Source organism: Dinoroseobacter sp. PD6 (assembly GCF_028807315.1).
Taxonomy (GTDB): Bacteria; Pseudomonadota; Alphaproteobacteria; order Rhodobacterales; family Rhodobacteraceae; genus Dinoroseobacter; species Dinoroseobacter shibae.
In genome coordinates this window covers 21,407-44,896 of the sequence record NZ_JARAMN010000001.1, presented here as the reverse complement: position 1 = coordinate 44,896, position 23,490 = coordinate 21,407, and the positions used below count along the sequence as shown (strand labels likewise).

Genomic DNA, 23,490 nt, shown 5'->3' with positions numbered 1-23,490 from the left:
CGCGCGCACTGGCGCAGGCGCAAATCTGGCGCGGATCGTCGGTGAACGGCAATGGGCCCCGGCACGCCGCGCGCGCCGGGACCGGATCTTCAGGCGATCAGTTGCAGGGTGCCGGACCGTCGGTCACGCCTTGGCACAGGGTCTCCTGGGTGATCCACTGGGCATCGACCACGGTGCTCAGGTTGTCGGCCGTGATCGGCACGGGCTCCAGGAACCGCGCGGTCATCTCGGTCCCGCCCGGCGACGTCCAGGAGGTCGCCCCCTCGATATCCGCCATCGCGGTACCGCCCGCCATGGCCACGGCGATCTCGCCAGCCGCCCGGCCAAGATCGCGCGCGTCCTTCCAGACCGACACGGTCTGGGTGCCCAGCGCGATCCGGTTCAGCGCCGCGTAATCGCCGTCCTGGCCCGAGACCGGGATCCCTTCCATGCCTTGGGCGGTCAGGGCCGCGACCACGCCACCCGCGGTCCCGTCGTTGGAGGCCACGACCGCGTCCACCTGGTTGTCCTGGGCGGTCAGGATCTGCTCCATGTTCCGCTGGGCGTTCGCCGGCAGCCAGCCATCGGTATAGGCCTCGCCCACGATGGTGATCTTGCCTGCGTCAATGGCATCCTGCAGGATCTCCTGCTGCCCGCCGCGCAGGAAGTCCGCGTTCGGGTCCGTGGGCGAGCCCTTGATCATCACGTAATTGCCCTCGGGGGCCTGCTCCAGCACGGCGCGGGCCTGCATCCGGCCCACTTCCACGTTGTCGAAGGTCAGGTAGAAGGCCCGCGGATCCTCGATCAGGCGGTCATAGCCAACCACCGGGATCCCCTCGTCGGCCGCGGCCTGCACGGCTGGGCCGATGGCCTGGCTGTCTTGGGCCAGAATAATCAGGGCATCGACACCCTGCGCAATCAGGCTCTCCACATCCGACAGCTGCTTGGCCGAGGACGACTGCGCGTCCGCCGAAACATAAGTGGCGCCGGCGGCATCGAGCGCGGCCTTGATGGCGGCCTCGTCGGTCTTCCAACGCTCTTCCTGAAAATTCGACCAGCTGACACCGACCGTGACATCGGCATAGGCCGATGTGGTGACACCGGCCGCGACGATGGCGGCCGCGAGAATTGCTTTACGCATGTAGTCCTCCCAAATGTAGGCGCCTGAACCCAGGCTCCGGGGTCATTCGACCCTCACCCCCTCAGTGATGCAAAGTTTAATTCGGTTGTCAAAATAAATTTGACAGGTGGTGAAATTATATGCGTCATATTCCGGGAAAACCTGCCTTACGCCGCCGCTTGAGGGAAAGATGCGCGGGTTTCTATGGGCTATAAAGTTCAGGGGATGAATTAATGCCAGAGGATGCCGCGACGCGCGACACTCCCGGATGCGGGCCCATGCTGCCCGATTCGGGCCGCAATGCAAAACCCCTGCGTCAGGCGGTATTCGAGCATGTGCGCGCCGCCGGGCACGCGCCGCGAATGGACATCGCCCGCGCCCTCGGCATCTCGCCCGGTTCGGTCACCGCGCTGACCTCGGACCTGATCGAGGCGGGGTTTCTCACCGAAATCGCCGCCCCCGCCCGCGAGACCGGGCGCGGTCGCCCGCCCGTGGCGCTCGCCGTGGTGCCCGAGGCCCGCTACGTGCTCGGCCTGCGCCTGTCGGACGAGATGCACACGGTCAGCCTGTCGGATTTTTCCGGCACCGAACTGGCCACCGCCCACCGCGCGAGCCAGCCGGGGCGCTATGCGCTCGAGGCGCTGCTGACCGAGATGGCCACCCTGATCGACGAGGTGTTGGCGGCCGCCGCCCTGCCCCGCGACCGGGTGGCGGCGCTCGGCGTCGGTCTGCCGGGGGCCGTCCATCACGAAACCGGCCGCGTCGCCTGGTCGCCGATCCTCGCCGGGCAGGATCATGCCCTCCAGGCGATCATCGAAGACCGCTTCGGCCTGCCCGCGCATCTGGAGAATGACGCCAATGTCCTGACGCTGGCCGAGCTGTGGTTCGGCGCGGGCCGCGCGATGCAGGACTTCGCCGTGGTCACGATCGAACAAGGGGTCGGCATGGGGCTGGTGCTGAACAACCGGTTGTTTCGCGGCGCACAGGGGCTCGGGCTGGAGCTGGGGCACACCAAGGTGCAGCTCGACGGGGCGCTCTGCCGCTGTGGGCAGCGCGGCTGCCTGGAGGCGTATCTGGCCGACTACGCGCTGGTCCGCGAGGCCTCCACCGCGCTCGACCGCGACCCCCGCTCGGCCCAGACCGCCGCCGCCATGCTGGAGAGCCTGTTCGATCAGGCCAAGGCCGGCAACGGCGCGGCCAAGGCGATCTTCCAGCGCGCCGGGCGCTTCCTGTCGCTGGGACTGGCCAATGTGGTGCAGCTTTTCGATCCGGAACTCATCATTCTGAGCGGCGCGCGGATGCGCTACGACTACCTTTATGCCGAAGAGGTGCTCGCCGAGATGCAGCGCATGACCCTGCACCCCGCCACCCCGCGCACCCGGGTCGAGATCCACGCCTGGGGCGACCAGGTCTGGGCGCGCGGGGCGACGGCGCTGGCGCTGTCGGCGGTCACGGACGCGCTCTTGGGGGAGAGATGAGAGCCCTTGCGCTGCTGGCCTGCCTTGCGGGCCCGGTCCAGTCCGAAATCCGGTTCGAGGATCTGTCGGGCACCCTGCCGCCCCATGTCTATTCCGGCGGGTGGGAGCATTTCGTCGGCGGCGGTCTTGCCGTGCTGGATTGCGACGGCGACGGGTTGCCGGAGTTGTTCGCCGCGGGCGGCGAGGCCCCGGCGATCCTGCTGCGCAACCGCGGCGGCATGCGGTTCGCGCCCGGTCTGTTGCCGAAGATCACCGGCGTGACCGGGGCCTATCCGCTCGACATCGACGGGGACGGATGGCGCGATCTCTTCGTGCTGCGGGTGGGGCCGAACCTGGTGCTGCGCGGCGGGCCGGACTGCGCCTTCACCGAGGCCACCGCGGAGTTGGGGATCGACCCCGGCGACGCCTGGTCCACCGCATTCACCGCCTGGGTCGCGCCAGGCGACGAGCGCCCGACACTTTTCGTGGGCAACTATGTCGACCGCGACGACCCCGACGGGCCGTTCGAGGCCTGTGACGACCATCAAGTTCTGCGCCCCGGCCAGGCGGGCGGGTTTCGCAGCGACAGTTTCGGGCCGGGCTTCTGCACCCTCTCGGCCCTGGCGGCGCGGGATGCGCGCGGGCGGATGACCCTGCGGCTGTCCAATGACCGGCATTACTACGTGCGCGGCGGGTACGAGCAGATGTTCGACCTGGCCGAGCGGCGGTTTCTGGGCCCGGAGGATGGCTGGCCGCAGGTGGCGCTCTGGGGCATGGGGATCGCCAGCCGGGATCTGACCGGCGACGGGCGCGACGAGGTGATGCTGACCTCCATGGGCGACCAGCTGATGCAGATCGCACAGGCCGACGGGACCTATGCCGCCGCCCCTTTCGCCATCGGCACCTATGCCCAGCGGCCCCACACGGGCGAGGATGGACGCCCATCCACCGGCTGGCATGCGGAGTTCGGGGATGTGGACAATGACGGACGCGCGGATTTGTTTCTGGCCAAGGGCAACGTGGACCAGATGCCTGGGCTGGCGATGCAGGACCCCAACAACCTTCTGCACCAGCGCGCGGACGGGCGGTTCGAGGAGGTCTCGGTCGCCGCGGGGGTGGCCACCACGGCGCGGTCGCGGGGCGCGGCCCTGGCGGATCTGGACGGCGACGGGCGGCTCGACCTCGTGGTGGTGAACCGGCGCGCGCCGCTGGAGCTCTATCGCAATGTTTCGCTGCAAACGGGCCGCTGGCTGGCGGTGGACCTGTCAGCGCTCGGGCTGGCGGAGATCGGCGCGCGGGTGACGGTGACCACGGACGCGGGCGCGCAGGTGCAGCAGCGCCTGGTCGGGGGCGGTCATGCGGGCGGCAGTGCCGCGCCGCTGCATTTCGGGCTGGGCGACGCGGTGCGGGCGCAGGTCGAGTTGCGCGACGCCGCCGACCGGGTGATCTGGCAGGGCGAGAGCGCTGCGGACCGGGTGCTGCGCGTGGAGCCCTGAGCGCGCGGCGGACGGGGCCGAGCGGCTTCGAAGCCGCTTGGGGCGCGGGTGGCCCAGGTGTCGCCCCGCCCGGAGCGGTGGGACGGCGGCACGGAGCGTGGCGGGGGTGCAGGGGCTCGGGGCGCCGCGGGGAGCCCAAGCGGCTTCGAAGCCGCTTGCCCGGGGTCGGGCGTTGCGCGGGCGGCCCGGATTACCGGACTGGGGCCGGAGATGCCCTCCGCCGCCGACAAATTTTTTCGCGAAATTGTGGCGGATCAAGGGCTTCCAGAGATTTGTTTCGCGCGCGAAACATTACGGTTTTTGAATAGGTTACCGCGCGGTGCTGACACGAAATCTCAAGAAATTCGTGGCCGGACGCTCACACAACCGTGTCTCGCGCGCAGACGCCTCGCGGTCGCCAGACCCTGTCGGTGTGTTAGGTTCGGCAGAAGATACAATTGGCCGTTCAGAGACAGGAGAGACTTGGATGACTGGGAGTTTTCTTACGCGCCGCACCCTTCTGAGCACGGGTCTGGCCACCGGGACCGCCGCGGCCCTCGGCGGGCTGAGCGTGCCCGCCCGGGCGGCGGGACTTGCGCCGACGCCGACCATGCGCGGCGGAGCCAACAATTACCGCCCCGGCGCGCCGATCGTGGAGCGCATTGGGGGCGGCGGGTTCTGGATGACCGGGACCGTGCGGCGGGCGGGCGATGGCGCGCCCCTGCCCGGCCGGCGCATCCAGATGTGGGCCCATACCACCGAAGGCCATGAGCGCGATCCCGAGAGCCATGGCGCGACCCTGACCGATGCCAACGGAATGTTCCGGCTGGAGATGCCGCAGATCGTGCCCGCCTTCGGCCAGCCGCACGGGCATCTCGCCTATGACGCGGACCATGACACGGGCCATGGCGGGGGCGGGTTCAAGACCGTGTTCCTGCGCCCGATCATGGGCAGCGCCGAGGACACGACGCTGGATGTGGCCTTCGTGCTGGAGCCGGTCTGAGCCGATGCGCGGGCTTGCGGCCTGGGCGGCCGTGGGGCTGGGGATCGCGGTGCCGGTTGTTTTGGCCGCGGGCAGTCCCCTTCTGGCCTGGCGGGAGCCGGTCTATATCGCGGCGGGGTTCGCGGGGATTTTCGCGCTTGGCCTGATGTTGCTGCAGCCGCTGCTGGCGGCGGGGCTGCTGCCTTTGGTGCCGAGGGCGCTGGGGCGGCGGGTGCATGTCTGGACCGGCAGCGCGCTGGTGGCGCTGGTGCTTGTGCATGTGGGCGGCCTTTGGATCACCAGCCCGCCCGACGTTGTGGATGCGCTGCTTCTGGTGTCGCCCACGCCGTTCTCCGCTTGGGGTGTCGTGGCGATGTGGGCGGTATTCGGGGCGGCAGGGCTGGCGGTGCTGCGGCGTCGGATGGGGCCGCGGGTCTGGCGCAGGGCCCATACGGCGGCGGTGGTGCTGGCCGTGATTGGCACGGCGGTGCATGCGGTGCAGATCGAGGGCGTGATGGAGCCGGTGACACGTGCGCTGCTCTGCGCGGGGGTGCTGGGGGCGACCGGCTGGGCGGTCTGGACACTGCGGGCCTGGGCGCCGCGACGACGGGCGTGAGGGCGCCGGGACAAGCGGCTTCGAAGCCGCTTGGGGCGCGGGTGGCCGTGGGTGCGCGCAGGTCCGGGGCGACGAGACGGTGGCGCGCGGCGGGACGGGGCAGGATGCCGCGCCGGGGCCGCGGGAACAAGCGGCTTCGAAGCCGCTTGGGCGCCGGTGGCAAGTGGTGCGCTCAGGGCCGGGCGACGGGAAGGCCGCTGGGCACGGCGGCGGGGATGCCGAGGCGGCCCTTGAGCGCGCCCGGGTCTTCGAGAGCGCCGAGAAAGGCGATGAGGTCGGTGATCTCCGCCTCTGACAAGACCGGGCCTTCGATCGTCCGCGCGGCGGTAATCTTGGCCTGCTGCGCCGGGTCCGTCATGACGCGGAAATCGGAAACGGCCAGGTCGGGCAGCACTGTTCCTGTCGGATCGAACCGCCCTGCCCCGCCATCGGCCCGGATATGGTCGCGCAGGAACGCCCCGAGATCCCGGTGCGCGCCCGCATGGCCGTAGGGCGCGGTACGGGTGACGTTGCGCAGGGAGGGGGTGCGGAAGGCATAGGCATCCGCCGCTCGCCCGGTCACGCGCATCCGGCCCTCGTCGCGGGCGTGGGTTTCGAACCGTGCGGCCTTGCCCGGCCCGATCTGCGGCGCCGCCATGGCATGAAACCCGTGGTCGGTCTGGAATTTTCCCGCGTGGCAGGCCGCACAGCCAGCGGTCCCGTAAAACAGCGCCATGCCGCGCCCCTGGGCCGCGTCCAGCCCCTGGCCCGTGCGCAGGTAGGCGTCGAACGGGCTGGTATCGGAGCGGAACTCGAAGGCCATGAAGGCGGCGATGGCGTTGGAGATGTCGGTGAAGGCGATCTGGTCGGGCGCGGATATCTGCGGGTAGACCCGCGCGAATGCCTCCCCATAGGCGGGGATCGCCGCCACCCGGCGGGAGATCAGGTCCCAGGCGCCGCCCGGCCCGGTGAGGCGGCCCTGGCGCACGGCGGTGGAGATCTCGTTCTCGCCATAGTGGCCGGCCATCTCGTCGGCGCTGAGCACCGGGAACATGGTTTGCGCCGACAGGAGCGATGCGAAGCCCGCGACCATGTCGGCGTCGAGCGGGGTGCGCAACCCACCGGGGCGATCCGGGTCGGTCTCGATCCGGCCGTCGTGGAAGAGCACCGTGAACTCGTGGGCGCCGAGGTTGAAGAGTGCGGGCGCGTTGCGTGGGATGCGTTGTTCGGGCGGGTTGTCGGGATCGGCGCGGCGGGCGGGGCCAAGGCCGGTGCCGCCATCGCCGATGCCCAGCGACAGCCCGTCGGAGGTCCCGAAGGCCGGGTGGTGGCAGGTGGCGCAGGAGACCTCGCGGTTGCCCGACAGGATCGGGTCGTAGAAGAGCAGCTGACCGAGGCGCGCCTCGGCGCCGTCCACCGGGGCGTAGTCGGCATCGGTGACCGGGTCGGGCAGCGGCAGCGCCTCGGCGCGCGCGAGCGGGGCCAGCAGCACGAGCACCAAGGCCGCGATGCACGCGGTGCGAACCGGTCTGCGATGGGTTAGCTGCATGCTGCCTCCTCTCCTCTCGGGCGAACCGTGCCGCACGGGCGGGGCGGAGGCAAGAGCGGCGGTCAGACCGGGTTCTGGGCGCCTGCGAAGAACATCAGGTTGCCCTCGGGGTCATAGATCGGACGGATGCGCAAGCGGTTGACAAAGGCCGAGCCGTCCTTGCGGTAATTCAGGATGTCGATGGTGAAGCGGGTTTCGGCCTTCAGGCCCTGGCGGATCGCCTCGACCGCATGGGGGTTGGTGTCGGGCCCCTGCAGGAAACGGCAGTTGCGGCCCAGCACCTCTTCGAGGGTGTAGCCGGTCTGGATCAGGAAGGCGTCGCTGACATAGATCATCGGGTTGTCGGGCTGCGACGGGTCGGAGAAGACGACGCTCATCTCGGCCTCGTCCTCGTCCAGAAGGGCGCGGAGGTCTGCGATGTCTTGCGGGGTGTCGGGCATGGGCGTGTTCCGTATCAGGTCGCGATAATGTCTGCGCATCAGACATATAGCGTGCATGCGATGGGTCCAAGCGGTGCGGTCGATGGGTCGCGGGGGCGGACTGCGCCGGGCCAGGCCGCTGGGGCGCATTGCACCGCGCTTAGCCCTGCGCATGCCGCGGCAGATCCGCCCGGGGCACGCGCTTGTCCGCCGATCCTGCGGGATCCGCCCGGGCCAAGCCGCTTGCAAGCGGCTTAAGCGCGTTGCAACGCGCTTGGTCCCGGCGCGACCGGCGGCCCTGTCAGTCAGGAGGGGGCGCCGAGTGCCTCCAGATCGGCGCGGGAGCGGCACTGTTTGCCCAGGGCACGCAGGATCGCGGCCAGCTCGGGTTCTTGCACATGCGCGACTGCCTCCTTGGCGGAGACCCACCTGCGGGTGCGCTCGTCCTGTTCCTTCCAGCACTCTTCCAGCCGGTCGACGATCAGCGGATAGACCGTCACCTTGCACAGGCAGGACTCGGTCTCCGACAGGACCTTGCGGTAATGGTAATGCCCAAGCGGCGTGGTGAGCACCTGGCCCACGACCCCTGCCTCCTCCTGCGCCTCGATCGCAGCAGCCTCGGGGAAGGACAGGTCGGTCATCGGCCACCCCTTGGGGATGATCCAGCGCCGGGTCGTGCGCGAGGTGATCAGCAGCACCCGCAGCTTGCCGTCCTTCCAGCGTATCGGCAGGGCGGCGACCTGCGGCCGGGCCTCCTGGGGCGTCTTGGCCATGGAATCCATGTTCCTCAAATCGCGATGAAAAAAACATTTTCATGGGGTGGGTACAACAAAATTCGTTGCATATCGTGGCGATTGCCAACAATGCTAGGGCCAGATTTGGGGGGAGGCAGGAATCGTGGCACACGCGGTCTCTGGCACTGGGTGCGAAAATGGGCGCAGCGTGCCGCGACGACTGAAGAAGTCGGAACGGCAACGCCGCATCCTGCTGGAGCTGAAGTTGCATCCGCATGTGCGGGTCAGCGACCTCGCCCGGCGGTTCGATGTCTCTACTGAAACCCTGCGCCGCGATCTCGACAGCCTGAGCCGCGAGGGGCTGATCAGCCGCGCCTATGGCGGGGCCTCGGTGCCCACGCGGGGTACCTATCCGGACCTGACCGAGCGCTCCGGCGCCCGCGCGGCCGAGCGGGCCCGCATCGCGCAGGCCGCGGCGGCCCTGGTCCATCCCGGCGAGACCCTGATGATCGACAGCGGCGCGACCATGATCGAGGTGGCGCGCGCGCTGGCATGGCGTGGCACGCCCTGCACGGTGATCACCAACAGCCTGCCGGTGGCGATGACCCTCGGCGAGGGCGCGGCGGAGGTGATCCTCGCGCCCGGCGCCTACCAGGCCGCGGAATCGGCGGTCACCGGCACGGACACGGTCGCCTTTCTTAATGGCTTCCGCGTGGATCGCTGCATGATCGGCGCGGCCGGGCTGACCGGCGAGGGGCCGTTCGAGACCGTGCGCGGGTTCACGGCAGTGAAACGGGCGATGCTGTCACGGAGCTGTCACACACATCTGGTGTTGGATAGCGGCAAGTTCGGGCGGACCGGACTGAACCATGTGGGGGCACTGGATATGCTGTCCTCGGTGGTCGTGGAGACGCGACCCCCGGCGGACCTGGCCAGTGCGCTGCACCGGGCCGGGGTCGATGTGCTGATCGCGGACTGAACCACAAGATACTGATACTTCGGGGAGGAACCAAATGAACATCACAACCAAACTGCTGACCGGCGTTTCGATGGCGGCGATGCTGACACTGGGCGGGGCCGCATCGGCCCAGGATTGCCCACGCGGCGATCTGGACGAGCGTTTCTGCGACGTGGATGGCGACTTGGTCGCCGATATCCCGACCGATCCGTCGGAACTGGTCGATCCCGACACGCTGATCTTCGCCTACACGCCGGTGGAGGACCCGGCGGTCTATGCCGAAGCCTGGTCGGACTTCATCGACCATCTGTCGGAGGTCACGGGCAAGGACGTGGTGTTCTTCCCCGTCCAGAGCAACGCCGCCCAGATCGAGGCGATGCGCTCGGGCCGACTGCACGTGGCGGGGTTCAACACCGGGTCGAACCCGTTGGCGGTCAACTGCGCGGGCTTCCGGCCCTTCGCGCTGATGGCGGCGACAGATGGCAGCTTCGGCTACGAGATGGAGATCATCACCTATCCCGGCTCCGGCATCGAGACGATCGAGGACATCAAGGGCGGGCAGCTGGCCTTCACCTCGCCCACGTCGAATTCCGGCTTCAAGGCGCCCTCGGCGATCCTGAAGGCGGAGTATGGCATGGAAGCCGAAAAGGATTTCGAGCCCGTGTTCTCGGGCAAACACGACAATTCGATCCTCGGGGTGGCCAACAAGGACTATCCGGCGGCGGCCATCGCAAACTCGGTGCTGCACCGGATGACCGAGCGCGAGGTCGTGAGCGAGGACCAGATCGTGTCGATCTACACCTCGCAGACCTTCCCGACCACGGGCTATGGCACCGCCCATAACCTGACGCCGGAGTTACAGGACCAGATCCGCGATGCCTTCATCAACTTCGAGTGGGAAGGCACGTCGCTGGAAGAGGAATTCTCGAAATCCAACGAGGGCCAGTTCCTGCCGATGAACTACAAGGAGTTCTGGGCGGTGATCCGGCAGATCGACGAGGCCAACGGCGTTTCCTACGCGTGCGAATGATCTGAAACCATGGCGCGTGGCGGGCCGGTCGGTCCGCCACGCCCTTTTTTGCGGGGTGGGACATGCTGCGTCTCGAGAAGCTGACCAAGACCTACAAGACCGGGGACAAGGCCCTGACGGAGATCGACCTGGAGGTGCCATCGGGGCAGGTCCTGGCGCTGATCGGGCCGTCGGGGGCGGGCAAGTCCACCATGATCCGCTGCATCAACCGTCTGGTGCCGCCCACGAGCGGGGCGGTGTGGCTGGACGATGTGAATATCACCGCGCTGGGGTCGGGCGGCTTGCGCCGGGCGCGGCGCGAGATGGGCATGATTTTCCAGGAATACGCGCTGGTCGAACGGCTGACGGTGATGGAGAACGTGTTGTCGGGGCGGTTGGGGTTTGTCGGGTTCTGGCGGTCCTTCCTGCGGCGCTATCCCCAGTCGGATGTGGACGAGGCGTTTCGCCTTCTGGACCGGGTTGGGCTGTTGCACATGGCCGACAAGCGGGCGGACGAGTTGTCCGGCGGCCAACGGCAGCGCGTGGGCATTTGCCGGGCGCTGATCCAGAACCCCAAGCTGCTGTTGGTGGATGAGCCGACCGCATCGCTGGACCCCAAGACCTCCCGCCAGATCATGCGGCTGATCACCGAGCTGTGCGCCGAGCGCGGGCTTGCGGCGATCATCAACATCCACGACGTGGCACTGGCGCAGATGTTCGTACCGCGCGTGGTGGGCTTGCGGTTCGGGGAGATCGTCTATGACGGGGGGCCCACGGGGCTGACGCCAGACAAGCTGACCGAGATTTACGGCGAGGAGGATTGGGAGGCCACAATCGAGAAGGTGGAGGACGAGGACGCGCCCGTGGAGGCCGCCGAATGACAGCCCGGCTGGAGGATATGGTCGGCACGCCCTGGCGCAAGCCGCCTTTCGTGCGCAGCGCGGCACTGCGCTGGACCCTGATCGTGGGCACCATCGCCTATCTGATTGCCGCCTTCGCCACCATCGAGGTCGATTGGGGCCGGGTCTATATCGGGCTGGAGCGGGGCTGGCAGTTCATCCTGGGCTTTGCCAATCCGGATTTCACCTCGCGTGGCAAGGATATCTGGGAGGGGCTGCTGGAGAGCATCGTGATGACGGTGGCGGCCTCGGTGGTGGGGATTGCGATCTCGATCCCCATCGCGCTGGGGGCGGCGCGCAACATAGCGCCCCTGCCGGTCTACCTGGTGTGTCGGGCGATCATCGCCGTGAGCCGGGCGTTGCAGGAAATCATCGTCGCGATCCTGCTGGTCGCGATCTTCGGCTTCGGGCCGCTGGCGGGGTTCCTGACCCTGTCCTTCGCGACCATCGGGTTCTTGTCGAAGCTTCTGGCCGAAGACATCGAATCCATGGACCGGGTGCAGGCCGAGGCGATCAAGGCCTCGGGCGCGAGCTGGATGCAGTGGATCAACTACGGCGTGCAACCCCAAGTGATGCCACGCCTCATCGGTCTGAGCATGTACCGGATCGACATCAATTTCCGCGAGAGCGCGATCCTTGGGCTCGTGGGTGCGGGCGGGATCGGGGCGACTTTGAACACCGCCTTCGACCGCTATGAATACAACACGGCGGCGGCGATATTGCTGCTGATCATCGGGATCGTGATGGCGCTGGAATACCTCTCCGGCATCATCCGGGCGCGGGTGCAATAATGCCGGTTCTGGACAAGGCAGGGACGCAGGTCTGGCATCGCCGGACCCGCAACGAGAGCCTGGTACGCTGGTTCGGCTGGCTGCTGGGGGTGGCGGTGTTCGTGGTCTGCTGGCATCGGATCTCGGACGCGACCACGTGGTTCTTCGTGTGGGACGCGCCACGGATCGCCGACGATATCTGGACCCGGGCCACCCCGCCGCGGTGGGAATACATCACCCAGCTGGGCCGGCCGATCTGGGACACGATCAACATCGCCACGCTGGGCACGATCATCGCACTCTTTCTCGCGGTGCCGGTGGCGTTCCTGGCGGCGCGCAACACGACGCCCTCGGCGCTGATCATCCGGCCCATCGCGCTTTTGATCATCGTGTCGACCCGGTCGATCAACTCGCTGATCTGGGCGCTTCTGCTGATCGCGATCATCGGGCCGGGGGTGCTGGCCGGTGTGGTCGCCATCGCGATCCGGTCCATCGGGTTCTGCGCCAAGCTGCTTTACGAGGCGATCGAGGAGATCGACATCAAGCAGGTCGAGGCGATCACCGCCACGGGCGCCTCGCGCTGGCAGGTCATGGCCTACGGGATCGTGCCGCAGATCATGCCCGCCTTCGCCGGGATCGCGGTGTTCCGCTGGGACATCAACATCCGCGAATCCACGGTGCTGGGGCTTGTGGGCGCGGGGGGCATCGGGCTGCAGCTGTCATCCTCGCTCAACGTGCTGGCTTGGCCGCAGGTGAGCTTGATCCTGCTGGTGATCCTGGCGGCTGTCGTGATCAGCGAATGGGTCTCGGCCAAGGTGCGGGGCGCAATCATTTGACCCTGATGACGCTGGACCATGCGTTCGACGCCTACGAGGCGGCGCGCCCCCGCCTGCCCCGGGCCATCGCACCGCGCGGGACACCGGAGGCGCTGGAGAGCCTCGCGCCGTTGGCGGAGCGGTTCGACGCCTTCCTTCTGGATGCGTTCGGGGTGCTGAATATCGGCGAGACGGCGATCCCCGGCGCGGTGGGGCGGGTCGCGGACCTGCAGGCGGCGGGCAAGCGGGTGCTGATCGTGTCCAATGCCGCCAGCGTGCCCCACGCCGCCCTGATGGAGAAATACGCCAAGCTGGGTTTTCGGTTCGCGCCCGAGGACGTGATCACCAGCCGCCGGACGCTGGCCCATCACATGGCGGGCGGGGCGGCGGCGTGCTGGGGCGTGATGACGCCCGAGGGCATCGCGCTGGACGATCTCGGCCCCGGGGAGGTCACGGTGCTGGGCGACGACCCCGCGCCCTATGCGGCGGTGGACGGGTTCCTCCTGGTGGGCAGCGCGGGCTGGAGTGCGGCGCGGCAGGCGTTGCTGGAGGGTGCCCTGCGTGCCCGGCCGCGGCCCGTTCTGGTGGCCAATCCGGACATCGTGGCCCCGCGGGAGACGGGGCTGACCGCGGAGCCGGGGCATTTCGCCCATCAACTCGCCGACCGGACGGGTGTCAGCCCGCAGTTTTTCGGCAAGCCCTTCGCCAACATTTATGACCTGGCCTTCGCGCGGCTGGGGGATGTGGACCGGAACCGGGTGGTGATGGTGGGCGACAGCCTGCACACCGACATCCTGGGGGCACAGACCGCACGGGTGCGCTCGGCCCTGATCACGGGCTACGGGTTCCTGGCGGGGCGGGACGCGGGGGCCATGATCGCGCGGTCCGGCATCATACCTGATTTTGTTGTGGCAAGCCCCTGAAAAAGCGCACATAACCACGGAAACCGCCCGCAGATGGCGGAGAGACGGACACCAACTGCAAAACGGGAGAAGACCCATGAAATATACCATTTCCACCATCGCAACGCTGGCGGTGCTCGGCTCGGCCCAGAGCGCGTTGGCACAGACCGAGATCGAGTTCTGGCATGCCTTCACCGGGCGTCTGGGCGAGCTTGTGGCCGAGCAGGTCGACACGTTCAACGCCAGCCAGGACGAGTTCGTGGTCGTCCAGAGCCACAAGGGCAACTATTCCGAGACCCTGAATGCCGGGATCGCGGCCTTCCGCGCGGGTGAGCAGCCCCATATCCTGATGGTGTTCGAAGTGGGCACCGCCACCATGATGGCTGCACAGGGGGCGATCCGGCCGGTGTTCGAGGTGATGGGCGACGGGTTCGACCAGTCGAAATACATCGGCTCGGTGAAGGGCTACTATACCTCGACCGACGGCAACATGCTGTCACTGCCCTATAACTCGTCCACGCCGGTTCTGTGGGTGAACCGTGACATGCTGTCGGAGGCCGGGATCGACCCGGACACGGATCTGTCCACCTGGGAGCAGGTCGGCGAGGTTCTGGACCAGCTGGCCGCGGCGGGCGTCGAGTGCCCGATGACCACCGCCTGGCAGAGTTGGATCCACCTGGAAAACTTCTCGGCCTATCATGACGTGCCGTTTGCGACCCAGGAGAACGGGTTTGCCGGGGCCGACACGGAGCTGGCCTTCAACAGCCCCGCACAGGTCGCGCATATCTCGGCCATGGGCAAATGGGCCGAAGAGGGCAAGTTCATCTATGCCGGCCGGCGCAACGAGGGCGGGGCCAATTTCCGCGCGGGCGAATGCGCGCTCTTCACCGAATCCTCCGCCGGGTATGCCGGGATCAATGCGGAGGCCGAGTTCGAATTCGAAGTGCGGCCCCTGCCCTATTGGACGGCGGTGGCGGACGAGCCGCAGAACACCATCATCGGGGGCGCGTCGCTCTGGGTGATGGAGGGGCACGAGGCCGAGGAGTATGCGGGCGTCGCCGCCTTCATGGATTTCCTGTCCAGCCCCGAGATCCAGGCCAAGTGGCACCAGGATACCGGGTACCTGCCGATCACGTCCGAGGCAGGGGAACTGACCCGTGAGCAGGGCTTCTACGAGGCGAACCCGGGCACGGACATCGCGGTGATCCAGATGACCGCCAAGGAGCCGACCGCCAATTCCAAGGGCCTGCGCCTGGGGTCGTTCGACCAGATCCGCGGGATCATCGACGAAGAGCTTGAAGCCGTGTGGTCCGGTGACAAGGACGCGCAGGCCGCGCTGGATTCCGCCGTGGAGCGGGGCAATGCCCTGCTGCGCCGGTTCGAGCAGGCGAGCCGCTAACGACACCGCGCGCACTCGGATCAGGGCGTGCGAGAAGGTGACATGGGGGCGGGCATGGCGGTGCCCGTCCCTTTCGACGCCGAGGGGGGCACATGGAAAAGCGCGTGACGTTCAAGGGCTTGTGGCTGCCACTGTTACTGGTGGCACCGCAGATCGTGATCACGGCCCTGTTCTTCTTCTATCCAGCCGGACAGGCGATCTGGCAGTCGCTGTTCATCCCGGACCCTTTCGGGCTGTCGATGCAATGGGTGGGGTTGGGGAATTTCGAGTTCCTGTTCGGAGACCCCTTTTACCGCGCGTCCTTCGTGACCACGGCGGTCTTTTCGATCCTGGTGACAGTGGTATCGATGGGCGTCGCACTCTATCTCGCGCTGCTGGCGGACCGGCTGATCAAGGGGTCGGGGACGTACCGGACGCTGCTGATCTGGCCCTATGCGGTGGCCCCGGCGGTGGCCGGGGTGCTGTGGCTGTTCATGTTCAACACGCGGGTGGGCGTGGTGACCTGGTACCTTGGCCAGCTGGGCTATGACTGGAACCATGTTCTCAACGAGGAAGAGGCCATGGGGCTGGTGGTCGTGGCCAGCGCTTGGGGGCGGATCAGCTACAACTTCCTGTTTTTCCTCGCCGGGCTGCAAGCGATCCCGAAATCGGTGATCGAGGCGGCGGCGATCGACGGGGCGCGGTTCTGGACCCGGTTCCGGACGATCGTCTTCCCGCTCCTGTCGCCGGTGACGTTTTTCCTGCTGGTGGTGAACATCATCTACGCCTTCTTCGAGACCTTCGGGGTGATCCACACGATCACCAGCGGCGGGCCGCAGCAGGCGACGACAATCCTGGTCTACAAGGTCTATTCCGACGGGTTCGTGGGGCAGGATCTGGGCTCCTCGGCGGCGCAGTCGGTGGTGTTGCTGGTGCTGGTTTCGATCCTGACGGTGATCCAGTTCAAGTATGTTGAGCGGAAGGTGCATTACTGATGGCGGAGCGGTCTGGCATGGTCGAGAAGCGCGGGCTGGGCCTGTGGCTGACCCATCTGGGTCTGATCATCGGGGTGGCGTTCATCTTCTTTCCGATCTGGCTGGCCTTCGTGGCCTCGACGGTCAGCCAGCCCGAGATCGTGCGCCCGCCCATGCCCCTGCTGCCCGGGGACCAGTTGGTGGAGAACTACACCCGCGCCCTGACCGCGGGGATCAATGCGCCGGTCGCACTGATGCTGGGCAATTCACTGATCATGGCGTTGGGGATCGCGCTGGGAAAGATCGCGATCTCGCTGCTGTCCGCCTTTGCCATCGTTTATTTCCGGTTTCCGGGGCGGATGCTGTTTTTCTGGCTGATCTTCCTGACGCTGATGCTGCCGGTGGAGGTGCGGATCGTGCCGACCTATGAGGTGATCGCGAATTTCGGGATGCTGAACAGCTACCAAGGGTTGATCCTGCCGCTGGTGGCCTCGGCCACGGCGACGTTCCTGTTTCGGCAATTCTTCATGACGGTGCCGGATGAGCTGGCCGAGGCCGCGCGGGTCGACGGGGCGCGGCCCATGCGGTTTTTCTTCGACATCCTGCTGCCGATGAGCCGGACGAACATCGCGGCGCTGTTCGTGATCCTGTTCATCTATGGCTGGAACCAGTATCTCTGGCCGCTGCTGATCACGACCGACCCGGAGATGAACACCATCGTCATGGGCATCAAGCAGATGTTCCCATCAGGTGACGACACCGCCGACTGGCCGGTGATCATGGCGACCTCGATCCTGGCGATGGTGCCGCCGGTGATCGTGGTGATCACCATGCAGCGGCTGTTCGTGCGTGGACTTGTGGAAAGTGAGAAGTAGATGGCGACGCTGACGCTGGACAATGTCAAGAAATCCTTCGGCAAGACCGAGGTGATCCACGGGGTGAGCATCGATGTGACCGAAGGCGAGTTCATCGTGATCGTGGGGCCGTCGGGCTGCGGCAAGTCCACCTTGTTGCGCATGGTCGCGGGGCTGGAAACCGTGAGTTCGGGGGAGGTGCGGATCGACGGGCGGGTGGTCAACACGCTGGAGCCGATGGACCGCGACATCGCCATGGTGTTCCAGAACTACGCGCTGTACCCACATATGTCGGTCTTCGACAACATGGCCTATGGGCTGAAGATCGCGAAAGTGCCCAAGGCGGAGATCGCCGACCGGGTGGCGGTGGCCGCTAAGCTCTTGCAGTTGGAGCCGTACCTGGGTCGCAAGCCCAAGGAGTTGTCGGGCGGGCAGCGGCAGCGGGTCGCCATGGGGCGCGCGATCGTGCGCAAGCCCGCGGTGTTTCTGTTCGACGAGCCCTTGTCCAACCTGGATGCGAAGCTCCGGGTGCAGATGCGGCTGGAGATCAAGGCGCTGCAGCGGGAGCTGGGGGTCACGTCGCTCTATGTCACCCACGACCAGGTGGAGGCGATGACGCTGGCCGACCGGATGATCGTGATGAACGGCGGCGTGGCCGATCAGATCGGTGCGCCGCTGGAAGTTTACGCCAACCCCCAGACGGCCTTCGTGGCGGGGTTCATCGGCTCGCCGCCGACGAATTTCCTGCCTGCCGACATGGTCCGCGCAGGGCCGGCAGGTCAACAGGTCGGCATCCGGCCAGAGCATCTGCGCGTGGCCCCCCAGGGGCGGCTGGAAGCGCATGTCGCCTATGCCGAGGCCTTGGGGGCGGAGACGCTGCTGCATCTGCGCGCGTCCCAAGGCACGACCCTGACCGTGCGCCAGGACGCCGCGGCGCCCATGCCGGCGGAGGGCTCGACCGTGCAACTGGACTGGGACGACAGCGACACGATGCTCTTTGGCGATACCGGCAAGCGGGTCTGAGAGCCGGCCCTTCCCCTTTGCAAAGAAGGCGGTGCATGCCAGCGACCGCCCCGGCCGTTGCGGCGCGGGGGGATCGGCGTTCGGTGAGATTGCGAAATCTTCAGCTCTTTGAGGTCCTTATGGACGCTGGTTTCTCATGGAGACAATGCAATGATTGACGTTTACAAGAACCGGCAACCCGGCATGACCAGCCCTGCCGTTGCAGCCGAAATTATCATTCCCGCGAATGGGCGGGAACTGAACTACGCGACGCGCGCGGTCTATGTCGGCAGCGGCGGAGATCTGTCCATGGAGCTGCTGAACGGCGACGTGGTCACGTTCAAGAACCTGGCATCCGGAACGCTTCTTCCGGTGCGGGCACGGCGGGTGCGCAACAGCGATACGACCGCAAGTGATCTGATCGGGCTGCGGTGAGCCCTGCGGCACCGCAGACCACACCGGGCTGCGGTGCCACCGCCATGGGACGCGCAAGCGGGCCCGTGGCGGGCGATCGGGCTCAGGTGCCCTTGACCATGTCGGCGGGTGAGAAGTCATTTGCATCGGCGCGGCGCCAACGGCGCAGGTAGCCGAAGGCGTCTTCCTCCCCGCGCAGCAGGAAGCCTTCGGGCAGGTAGGGGTACACCTCGTCCCCGGTGACCATGCCACGGTCGGTCTCGCGCACCATCAGGTGATAGGGCAGGAAGTCGCCGGGGCTTTCCAGCCCGGCCGCACCGGTCATCTCGCCCAGTGCCTTGAGCGTGTTGCGATGGAATCGCGCTACCCGCACGGATTTGTCTGCGACATCCAGCGCCCGCTGGCGCAGCGGGTCCTGGGTCGCGACGCCCACCGGGCAGGCATTGGTGTGGCAGGCCTGGGCCTGGATGCAGCCGATGGAAAACATGAAGCCGCGGGCGGAATTGGCCCAGTCCGCGCCCAGTGCCAGCACCTTGGCCATGTCGAAGGCCGTGACGATCTTGCCCGAGGCGCCGATCTTGATCCGATCACGGACCCCAGCACCGCGCAGGGTGTTGTGGGCGAAAGTCAGCCCCTCGACCAGCGGCATGCCCATGCGGTTGGCGAATTCCAGCGGCGCGGCACCGGTGCCGCCCTCTTTCCCGTCGATGACGATGAAGTCGGGGGTGATGTCAGTCTCCAGCATCGCCTTGACCATGCACATGAATTCGCGCCGGTGGCCGATGCACATCTTGAAACCCACGGGTTTGCCATCCGACAATTCGCGCAGTTTGCCAATGAATTCCATCATCTCGATCGGGGTGGAAAACGCGCTGTGGGAGGCGGGCGAGACGCAGTCCTCGCCCATGGGCACGCCGCGCGCCTCGGCGATCTCGGGCGTGATCTTCGAGGCCGGCAGCACCCCGCCATGACCGGGCTTGGCGCCCTGGGACAGCTTCAGCTCGATCAGCTTGATCTGCGGGTTGGCGGCGGTTTCGCGGAATTTCTCGGGGTCGAACACGCCCTCCGGGGTGCGGCAGCCGAAATAGCCCGAGCCCACCTGGTAGATCAGGTCACCGCCGCCTTCGCGGTGGTGGATGCTGACCCCGCCCTCGCCGGTGTCATGGGCAAAGCCGCCTGCCTTCGCGCCCTTGTTGAGCGCCCGGATCGCATTACCCGAGAGCGCCCCGAAGCTCATCGCCGAGATGTTGTAGATCGAGGCGTCATAGGGTTGGGTGCAGTCCGGCCCGCCGATGCGGACGCGGAAATCGGTGTCCGCGATATGCACCGGGCGGACCGAGTGGGTCAGCCACTGGTAGCCCGAATCGTAGACCCGCATCCGGGTGCCGAAGGGGCGCTTGTCCTCGACGCCCTTGGCGCGCTGGTAGATGATCGAGCGCATGTCGCGGGAGAACGGCTCCTCGTCCTGGTCGCTTTCGATCAGGTATTGCCGGATCTCGGGGCGGATGCCTTCGAACAGGAAGCGCATATGCCCGATCACCGGGTAATTGCGCAGGATCGAGTGCCGCGACTGGATCACGTCATAGAGGCCCAGAAGGGACAGCCCCCCGAAGAAGGCCACCGGGATCCAGAACCAGACGCTCCATGCAACAGCGACCAGCGACGCGAGGGTCAGCACGGTGACAGCGAGGAAAATCGAATAACGCGACATGGGCGGGCTCCAAACCTCCGTCAGCATGGGCTGACGGTCCTTGAGAAACCCTAAACACCGATGCTCGGCTCTGTGAACCGGCTAAATCGACGGGGGCGGGCTCAGGTGATCACATCCGGGGCAGTGCGGCCGGTGCGGGTTGCGATTTCGGCCAGCGCCTCGGCCGCGGCGATCATGGGCGCGAGCGCCTCTTGCGGGTCGCGGTCGAGCCCCTCGGGGCCGGGCACGAAGGCTTCGAGATAGACGCGCAGGGTCGCGCCCACGGTGCCGGTGCCCGAAAGGCGGATGACCAGCCGCGCGCCGTCTGTGAAGCCCACGCGCAGCCCCTGCCCCGCGCTGTGGGAGCCATCGACCGGGTCGTCATAGGAAAACTCGTCGGCAAAGGCGATCTGTCGGCCCGCCGCGGTGGTACCGGGCAGGTCCGCAAGGCGCGCGCGCAGGGCGTCCATAACGCCCTTGGCCGCGGCGGTATCCACCGCCTCGTAGTCGTGGCGGGAGTAGTAATGGCGCCCGAACCGCGCCCAGTGATCCGCCATCAGGTCGGCGACGGAGGCCCGGCTGTCGGCGAGAATATTGAGCCAGAAGAGCACCGCCCAGAGCCCGTCTTTCTCGCGCACATGGTCCGAGCCGGTCCCGGCGCTTTCCTCGCCGCACAAGGTCGCCCGGCCCGCATCCAGCAGGTTGCCGAAGAACTTCCAGCCCGTGGGGGTCTCGTAACAGTCGATGCTCAGCGCCTCGGCCACCCGGTCGAGCGCGCGGGAGGTGGGCATGGAGCGTGCCACCCCCGCCAGCCCGTCGGCATAGGCCGGCACGCGTGTGGCGTTGGCCGCCAGCACCGCGAGGCTGTCGGAGGGCGTGACATAGATGCCGCGACCCATGATCATGTTGCGATCCCCGTCCCCGTCCGAGGCCGCGCCGAAATCGGGCGCATCGGGGCCCATCATCCGGTCGACCAGCTCTTTGGCCCAGATCGGGTTGGGGTCGGGGTGGCCGCCGCCGAAATCCGGGCTGGGGGTGCCGTTGACCACGCTGCCCGGCGCAGCACCGAGCGTCTCTTCGAGGATCGCCTTGGCATAGGGGCCGGTGATCGCGTGCATGGCGTCGAAATGCAGCCGAAAACCACCTGCCAGAAGCGCCCGGATCGCGTCGAAATCGAAGATCTCGGCCATCAGGGCGGCGTAGTCGGCGACCGGGTCGACCACTTCGACCACCATCTGACCAAGCCGGGTCTCGCCCAGGGTCGACAGATCCACGTCCTGCGCGTCGAGCATGGCGTAGTCGGTGATCGCCTGCGTGGCCGCGAAGATGCGATCTGTGACCTCCTCGGTCGCGGGGCCGCCATTGGGGCCGTTATACTTGACGCCAAAATCGCCCTCCGGCCCGCCGGGATTGTGGCTGGCCGACAGGATGATACCGCCATCGGTACCACGCTTGCGGATCAGGTGAGAGGCGGCGGGCGTGGACAGAAGCGCGCCCTGCCCCACGATGACCCGGGCCGCCCCGCTTGCCGCGGCCATGCGCAGGACGACCTGAGCCGCCTCGGCGTTGAAATAGCGCCCGTCCCCGCCCAGAACGAGGGTCTTGCCCGCGACACCGCCGATCCCGTTCCAGATGGCCTGGACGTAGTTCTCCAGGAAATGCGGGGCCTGGAATTCGCCGGTGGTCTTGCGCAGCCCGGAGGTACCGGGTTTCTGACCGGGGATCGGAGCGGTCTGAACGATGTGGCCTGGCATGGTCGATCTCCTGCGTATGGGCGGGGGTGTGCCCCTGTAGTGCCCCGGGGTTGGCGGCGGCTGCAAGGGGGCTGGCTCATCGCCCGGGAGCTGCCGCACGGTGTGACCACTGCGCGACGGCGCGTCGTGCAGAAACCCGACTAAAACAGTCGAATACCCCTTGATCTCGGCGCGCACTCGTATACTGATCAAAACAGTCAGGATTAACAAACCTTGGGGAGTAACCATGCCTGTACGACTTTCTCTGCCGCTTGCCGGTCTGACCGCCGCGGCCACGCTGCTCGGTTCCGTGGCCTATGCTGCGGGTGAGCTGAACCTCTATTCGTCGCGTCACTACGACACGGACGAGCGGCTCTACTCGGATTTCGAAGAGGCCACGGGCATCACCGTAAACCGGATCGAGGGTAACGCCGACGAACTGATCGCGCGGATGGAGGCCGAGGGCGCCAACAGCCCGGCGGACGTATTCCTGACCGTGGACACGGTGCGTCTGGCACGGGCCAAGGATCTCGGCCTGCTGCAATCGGTGGACAGCCCGATCCTCGAGGGGCGCATCCCCGCCTACCTGCAGGATGACGACAACCAGTGGTTCGGCTTCTCGCAGCGCGCGCGCATCCTGTTCTACGACAAGACCGACGTGGAAAACCCGCCGGCCACCTATCAGGACCTGGCGAAGCCGGAATATGAGGGCATGGTCTGCATCCGGTCCTCCACCAACGTCTATACCCAGAACATCGTCGCGGCCCTGATCGAGCATCTGGGCGAAGAAGCGGTGACCGACTGGGCCAAGGCCGTGGTCGGCAACTTCGCCCGCGCGCCTCAGGGCGGCGATACCGATCAGCTGCGCGGCATCGCCTCGGGCGAGTGCGACATCGCGATGTCGAACACCTATTACTACGCCCGCGCGACCCGGAAGGGCGACAGCACCATGTCCGAGGAAGACCTCGCGAATATCGGCTGGGTGTTCCCGAACCAGAACTCGATCGGGGCGCATATGAACATCTCCGGCGGCGGGGTGGCCGCGAACGCGCCGAACCGCGACAACGCGGTGAAGTTCCTCGAGTACCTGTCGTCCGTGCAGGCGCAGGAGTACTTCTCGGCCGGCAATGACGAATATCCCGCGGTGCCCGGTGTGGGCCTTTCGCCGTCGGTTGCGGCCCTCGGCATCTTCCGTCCGGACGTGATCGACCTGTCGGCCATCGGCGACAATGTCGACGCAGCCCAGCGCGTGCTGACCGCGGCCGGCTGGGAGTAAGCCTCGTTCCTTCGGGACCTTCGGTCGGGCGCGGTTTTCGGACCGCGCCCGTTTTCGTGACACGGACGCAAGAACGGGAGAGAGACATGAAAAGACGGCATATCCTGGCCACGGCGGCTTATCTCTGCGCCGCGTCGGCCGCCCATGGCGCCGAGTTCGAGCTGTCACTGGGCGAGATCGGCTTGCGGGAGTATTACTGCACGGCACAGATGACCCTGGCCAATCGTGGCGAGCGTCCGGCCCTGGAGGTCAGCGGGCATTTCCTGCTCTATGTCGGGGACGCGCAGGTCGGGCGCAGCAAAGGCACGTGGTTCATGAACCTCGGCCCGGGCGAGAGCGTCACGGCGGTGTTCGAGACCCCGAACGCCCCCTGCACGGAAGTCGAACGCTACGCCTTCGTGGTCGGGGCCTGTCGGCTCGACGGCCCCGGTTTCGCCCCGGTTGCGGATTGCGCGGCGCGGATCACCGGGGTCGGCCCGGTCGAGGTGGTGCCGGACCCCTGAGGG

General features: G+C 67.1%; 23 protein-coding genes. 17 read left to right on the top strand and 6 right to left on the bottom strand.

The genetic code is table 11. From position 1 onward, the window contains the following. Positions 1-97 precede the first annotated feature (97 nt). Positions 98-1,120, bottom strand: a complete 1,023-nt coding sequence (gene xylF, locus PVW48_RS00230; RefSeq protein ID WP_274579745.1) for a D-xylose ABC transporter substrate-binding protein — start codon at positions 1,118-1,120, stop codon at positions 98-100. Positions 1,121-1,377: 257 nt separating this feature from the next. Between xylF and PVW48_RS00225 the strand changes: the two genes are divergently transcribed. From PVW48_RS00225 to PVW48_RS00210, 4 genes are all read left to right on the top strand, one after another. Further along, positions 1,378-2,577 carry an ROK family transcriptional regulator gene (locus tag PVW48_RS00225; RefSeq protein WP_274579744.1) on the top strand — a complete coding sequence of 400 codons (1,200 nt, stop codon included), beginning with the start codon at positions 1,378-1,380 and terminating at the stop codon, positions 2,575-2,577. Beyond that, complete coding sequence (locus PVW48_RS00220; RefSeq protein ID WP_274579743.1) at positions 2,574-4,052, top strand: CRTAC1 family protein; 1,479 nt, start codon at positions 2,574-2,576, stop codon at positions 4,050-4,052. The genes PVW48_RS00225 and PVW48_RS00220 overlap by 4 nt, the downstream gene beginning before the upstream one ends. 466 nt (positions 4,053-4,518) lie before the next feature. Then, positions 4,519-5,034: a Twin-arginine translocation pathway signal gene (locus PVW48_RS00215; RefSeq protein WP_274579742.1), complete on the top strand. Its 516-nt coding sequence runs from the start codon at positions 4,519-4,521 to the stop codon at positions 5,032-5,034. A 4-nt stretch (positions 5,035-5,038) separates the two neighbouring features. Next, a complete protein-coding gene (locus PVW48_RS00210; protein WP_274579741.1) occupies positions 5,039-5,629 on the top strand; it encodes a ferric reductase-like transmembrane domain-containing protein in 591 nt (196 codons plus the stop codon). 172 nt (positions 5,630-5,801) lie between these two features. Here the strand turns inward: PVW48_RS00210 and PVW48_RS00205 are convergent, their stop codons facing one another. The 3 genes from PVW48_RS00205 to PVW48_RS00195 form a co-directional block, all read right to left on the bottom strand. Next, a complete protein-coding gene (locus PVW48_RS00205; RefSeq protein WP_274579740.1) occupies positions 5,802-7,157 on the bottom strand; it encodes a cytochrome-c peroxidase in 1,356 nt (451 codons plus the stop codon). Between the two features lie 62 nt (positions 7,158-7,219). Continuing rightward, complete coding sequence (locus tag PVW48_RS00200; protein WP_274579739.1) at positions 7,220-7,597, bottom strand: PAS domain-containing protein; 378 nt, start codon at positions 7,595-7,597, stop codon at positions 7,220-7,222. 284 nt (positions 7,598-7,881) lie between these two features. Further along, positions 7,882-8,349, bottom strand: a complete 468-nt coding sequence (locus tag PVW48_RS00195) for an NUDIX hydrolase (RefSeq protein ID WP_274579738.1) — start codon at positions 8,347-8,349, stop codon at positions 7,882-7,884. A gap of 169 nt (positions 8,350-8,518) precedes the next feature. On the opposite strand from PVW48_RS00195, the gene PVW48_RS00190 reads away from it, so the two are divergent. The 11 genes from PVW48_RS00190 (at position 8,519) to PVW48_RS00140 (ending at position 18,306) form a co-directional block, all read left to right on the top strand. After that, positions 8,519-9,289: a DeoR/GlpR family DNA-binding transcription regulator gene (locus PVW48_RS00190; RefSeq protein ID WP_274579737.1), complete on the top strand. Its 771-nt coding sequence runs from the start codon at positions 8,519-8,521 to the stop codon at positions 9,287-9,289. A gap of 34 nt (positions 9,290-9,323) precedes the next feature. Further along, positions 9,324-10,298 carry a phosphate/phosphite/phosphonate ABC transporter substrate-binding protein gene (gene phnD, locus PVW48_RS00185; protein ID WP_012178679.1) on the top strand — a complete coding sequence of 325 codons (975 nt, stop codon included), beginning with the start codon at positions 9,324-9,326 and terminating at the stop codon, positions 10,296-10,298. Between the two features lie 62 nt (positions 10,299-10,360). After that, positions 10,361-11,158, top strand: coding sequence for a phosphonate ABC transporter ATP-binding protein (gene phnC / locus PVW48_RS00180; RefSeq protein ID WP_012178680.1), 798 nt, complete (start codon positions 10,361-10,363; stop codon positions 11,156-11,158). Next, a complete protein-coding gene (gene phnE, locus PVW48_RS00175; RefSeq protein WP_012178681.1) occupies positions 11,155-11,967 on the top strand; it encodes a phosphonate ABC transporter, permease protein PhnE in 813 nt (270 codons plus the stop codon). The genes phnC and phnE (PVW48_RS00175) overlap by 4 nt, the downstream gene beginning before the upstream one ends. Further along, a complete protein-coding gene (gene phnE, locus PVW48_RS00170) occupies positions 11,967-12,782 on the top strand; it encodes a phosphonate ABC transporter, permease protein PhnE (RefSeq protein WP_274579735.1) in 816 nt (271 codons plus the stop codon). The genes phnE (PVW48_RS00175) and phnE (PVW48_RS00170) overlap by 1 nt, the downstream gene beginning before the upstream one ends. Continuing rightward, positions 12,779-13,684 carry an HAD-IIA family hydrolase gene (locus PVW48_RS00165; RefSeq protein ID WP_274579734.1) on the top strand — a complete coding sequence of 302 codons (906 nt, stop codon included), beginning with the start codon at positions 12,779-12,781 and terminating at the stop codon, positions 13,682-13,684. The genes phnE (PVW48_RS00170) and PVW48_RS00165 overlap by 4 nt, the downstream gene beginning before the upstream one ends. Before the next feature lie 76 nt (positions 13,685-13,760). Continuing rightward, a complete protein-coding gene (ugpB, locus tag PVW48_RS00160; RefSeq protein WP_274579733.1) occupies positions 13,761-15,062 on the top strand; it encodes a sn-glycerol-3-phosphate ABC transporter substrate-binding protein UgpB in 1,302 nt (433 codons plus the stop codon). Between the two features lie 92 nt (positions 15,063-15,154). Then, positions 15,155-16,036 (top strand): sn-glycerol-3-phosphate ABC transporter permease UgpA, encoded by an 882-nt coding sequence (gene ugpA, locus PVW48_RS00155; protein WP_274579732.1) that lies wholly within the window; start codon positions 15,155-15,157, stop codon positions 16,034-16,036. Positions 16,037-16,053: 17 nt separating this feature from the next. After that, positions 16,054-16,890, top strand: a complete 837-nt coding sequence (gene ugpE, locus PVW48_RS00150) for a sn-glycerol-3-phosphate ABC transporter permease UgpE (RefSeq protein ID WP_044028641.1) — start codon at positions 16,054-16,056, stop codon at positions 16,888-16,890. Next, entirely contained in the window at positions 16,891-17,892 is a 1,002-nt protein-coding gene (locus PVW48_RS00145) for an ABC transporter ATP-binding protein (RefSeq protein WP_274579730.1), read from the top strand. 150 nt (positions 17,893-18,042) lie between these two features. After that, positions 18,043-18,306, top strand: coding sequence for a spike base protein, RCAP_Rcc01079 family (locus tag PVW48_RS00140; protein ID WP_012178688.1), 264 nt, complete (start codon positions 18,043-18,045; stop codon positions 18,304-18,306). An 82-nt stretch (positions 18,307-18,388) separates the two neighbouring features. Here the strand turns inward: PVW48_RS00140 and PVW48_RS00135 are convergent, their stop codons facing one another. Both PVW48_RS00135 and PVW48_RS00130 read right to left on the bottom strand, forming a co-directional pair. Next, complete coding sequence (locus tag PVW48_RS00135; RefSeq protein WP_274580264.1) at positions 18,389-19,996, bottom strand: FMN-binding glutamate synthase family protein; 1,608 nt, start codon at positions 19,994-19,996, stop codon at positions 18,389-18,391. A gap of 101 nt (positions 19,997-20,097) precedes the next feature. Beyond that, the gene (locus PVW48_RS00130; protein ID WP_274579729.1) at positions 20,098-21,729 is read right to left on the bottom strand and encodes an alpha-D-glucose phosphate-specific phosphoglucomutase; all 1,632 of its coding nucleotides are present in this window, start codon (positions 21,727-21,729) and stop codon (positions 20,098-20,100) included. Between the two features lie 226 nt (positions 21,730-21,955). Here PVW48_RS00130 and PVW48_RS00125 point away from each other — a divergent pair, with 226 nt between their 5' ends. Both PVW48_RS00125 and PVW48_RS00120 read left to right on the top strand, forming a co-directional pair. Next, positions 21,956-22,984 (top strand): extracellular solute-binding protein, encoded by a 1,029-nt coding sequence (locus PVW48_RS00125; RefSeq protein WP_274579728.1) that lies wholly within the window; start codon positions 21,956-21,958, stop codon positions 22,982-22,984. Between the two features lie 86 nt (positions 22,985-23,070). Further along, the gene (locus PVW48_RS00120; protein ID WP_274579726.1) at positions 23,071-23,487 is read left to right on the top strand and encodes a hypothetical protein; all 417 of its coding nucleotides are present in this window, start codon (positions 23,071-23,073) and stop codon (positions 23,485-23,487) included. Positions 23,488-23,490 lie beyond the last annotated feature (3 nt).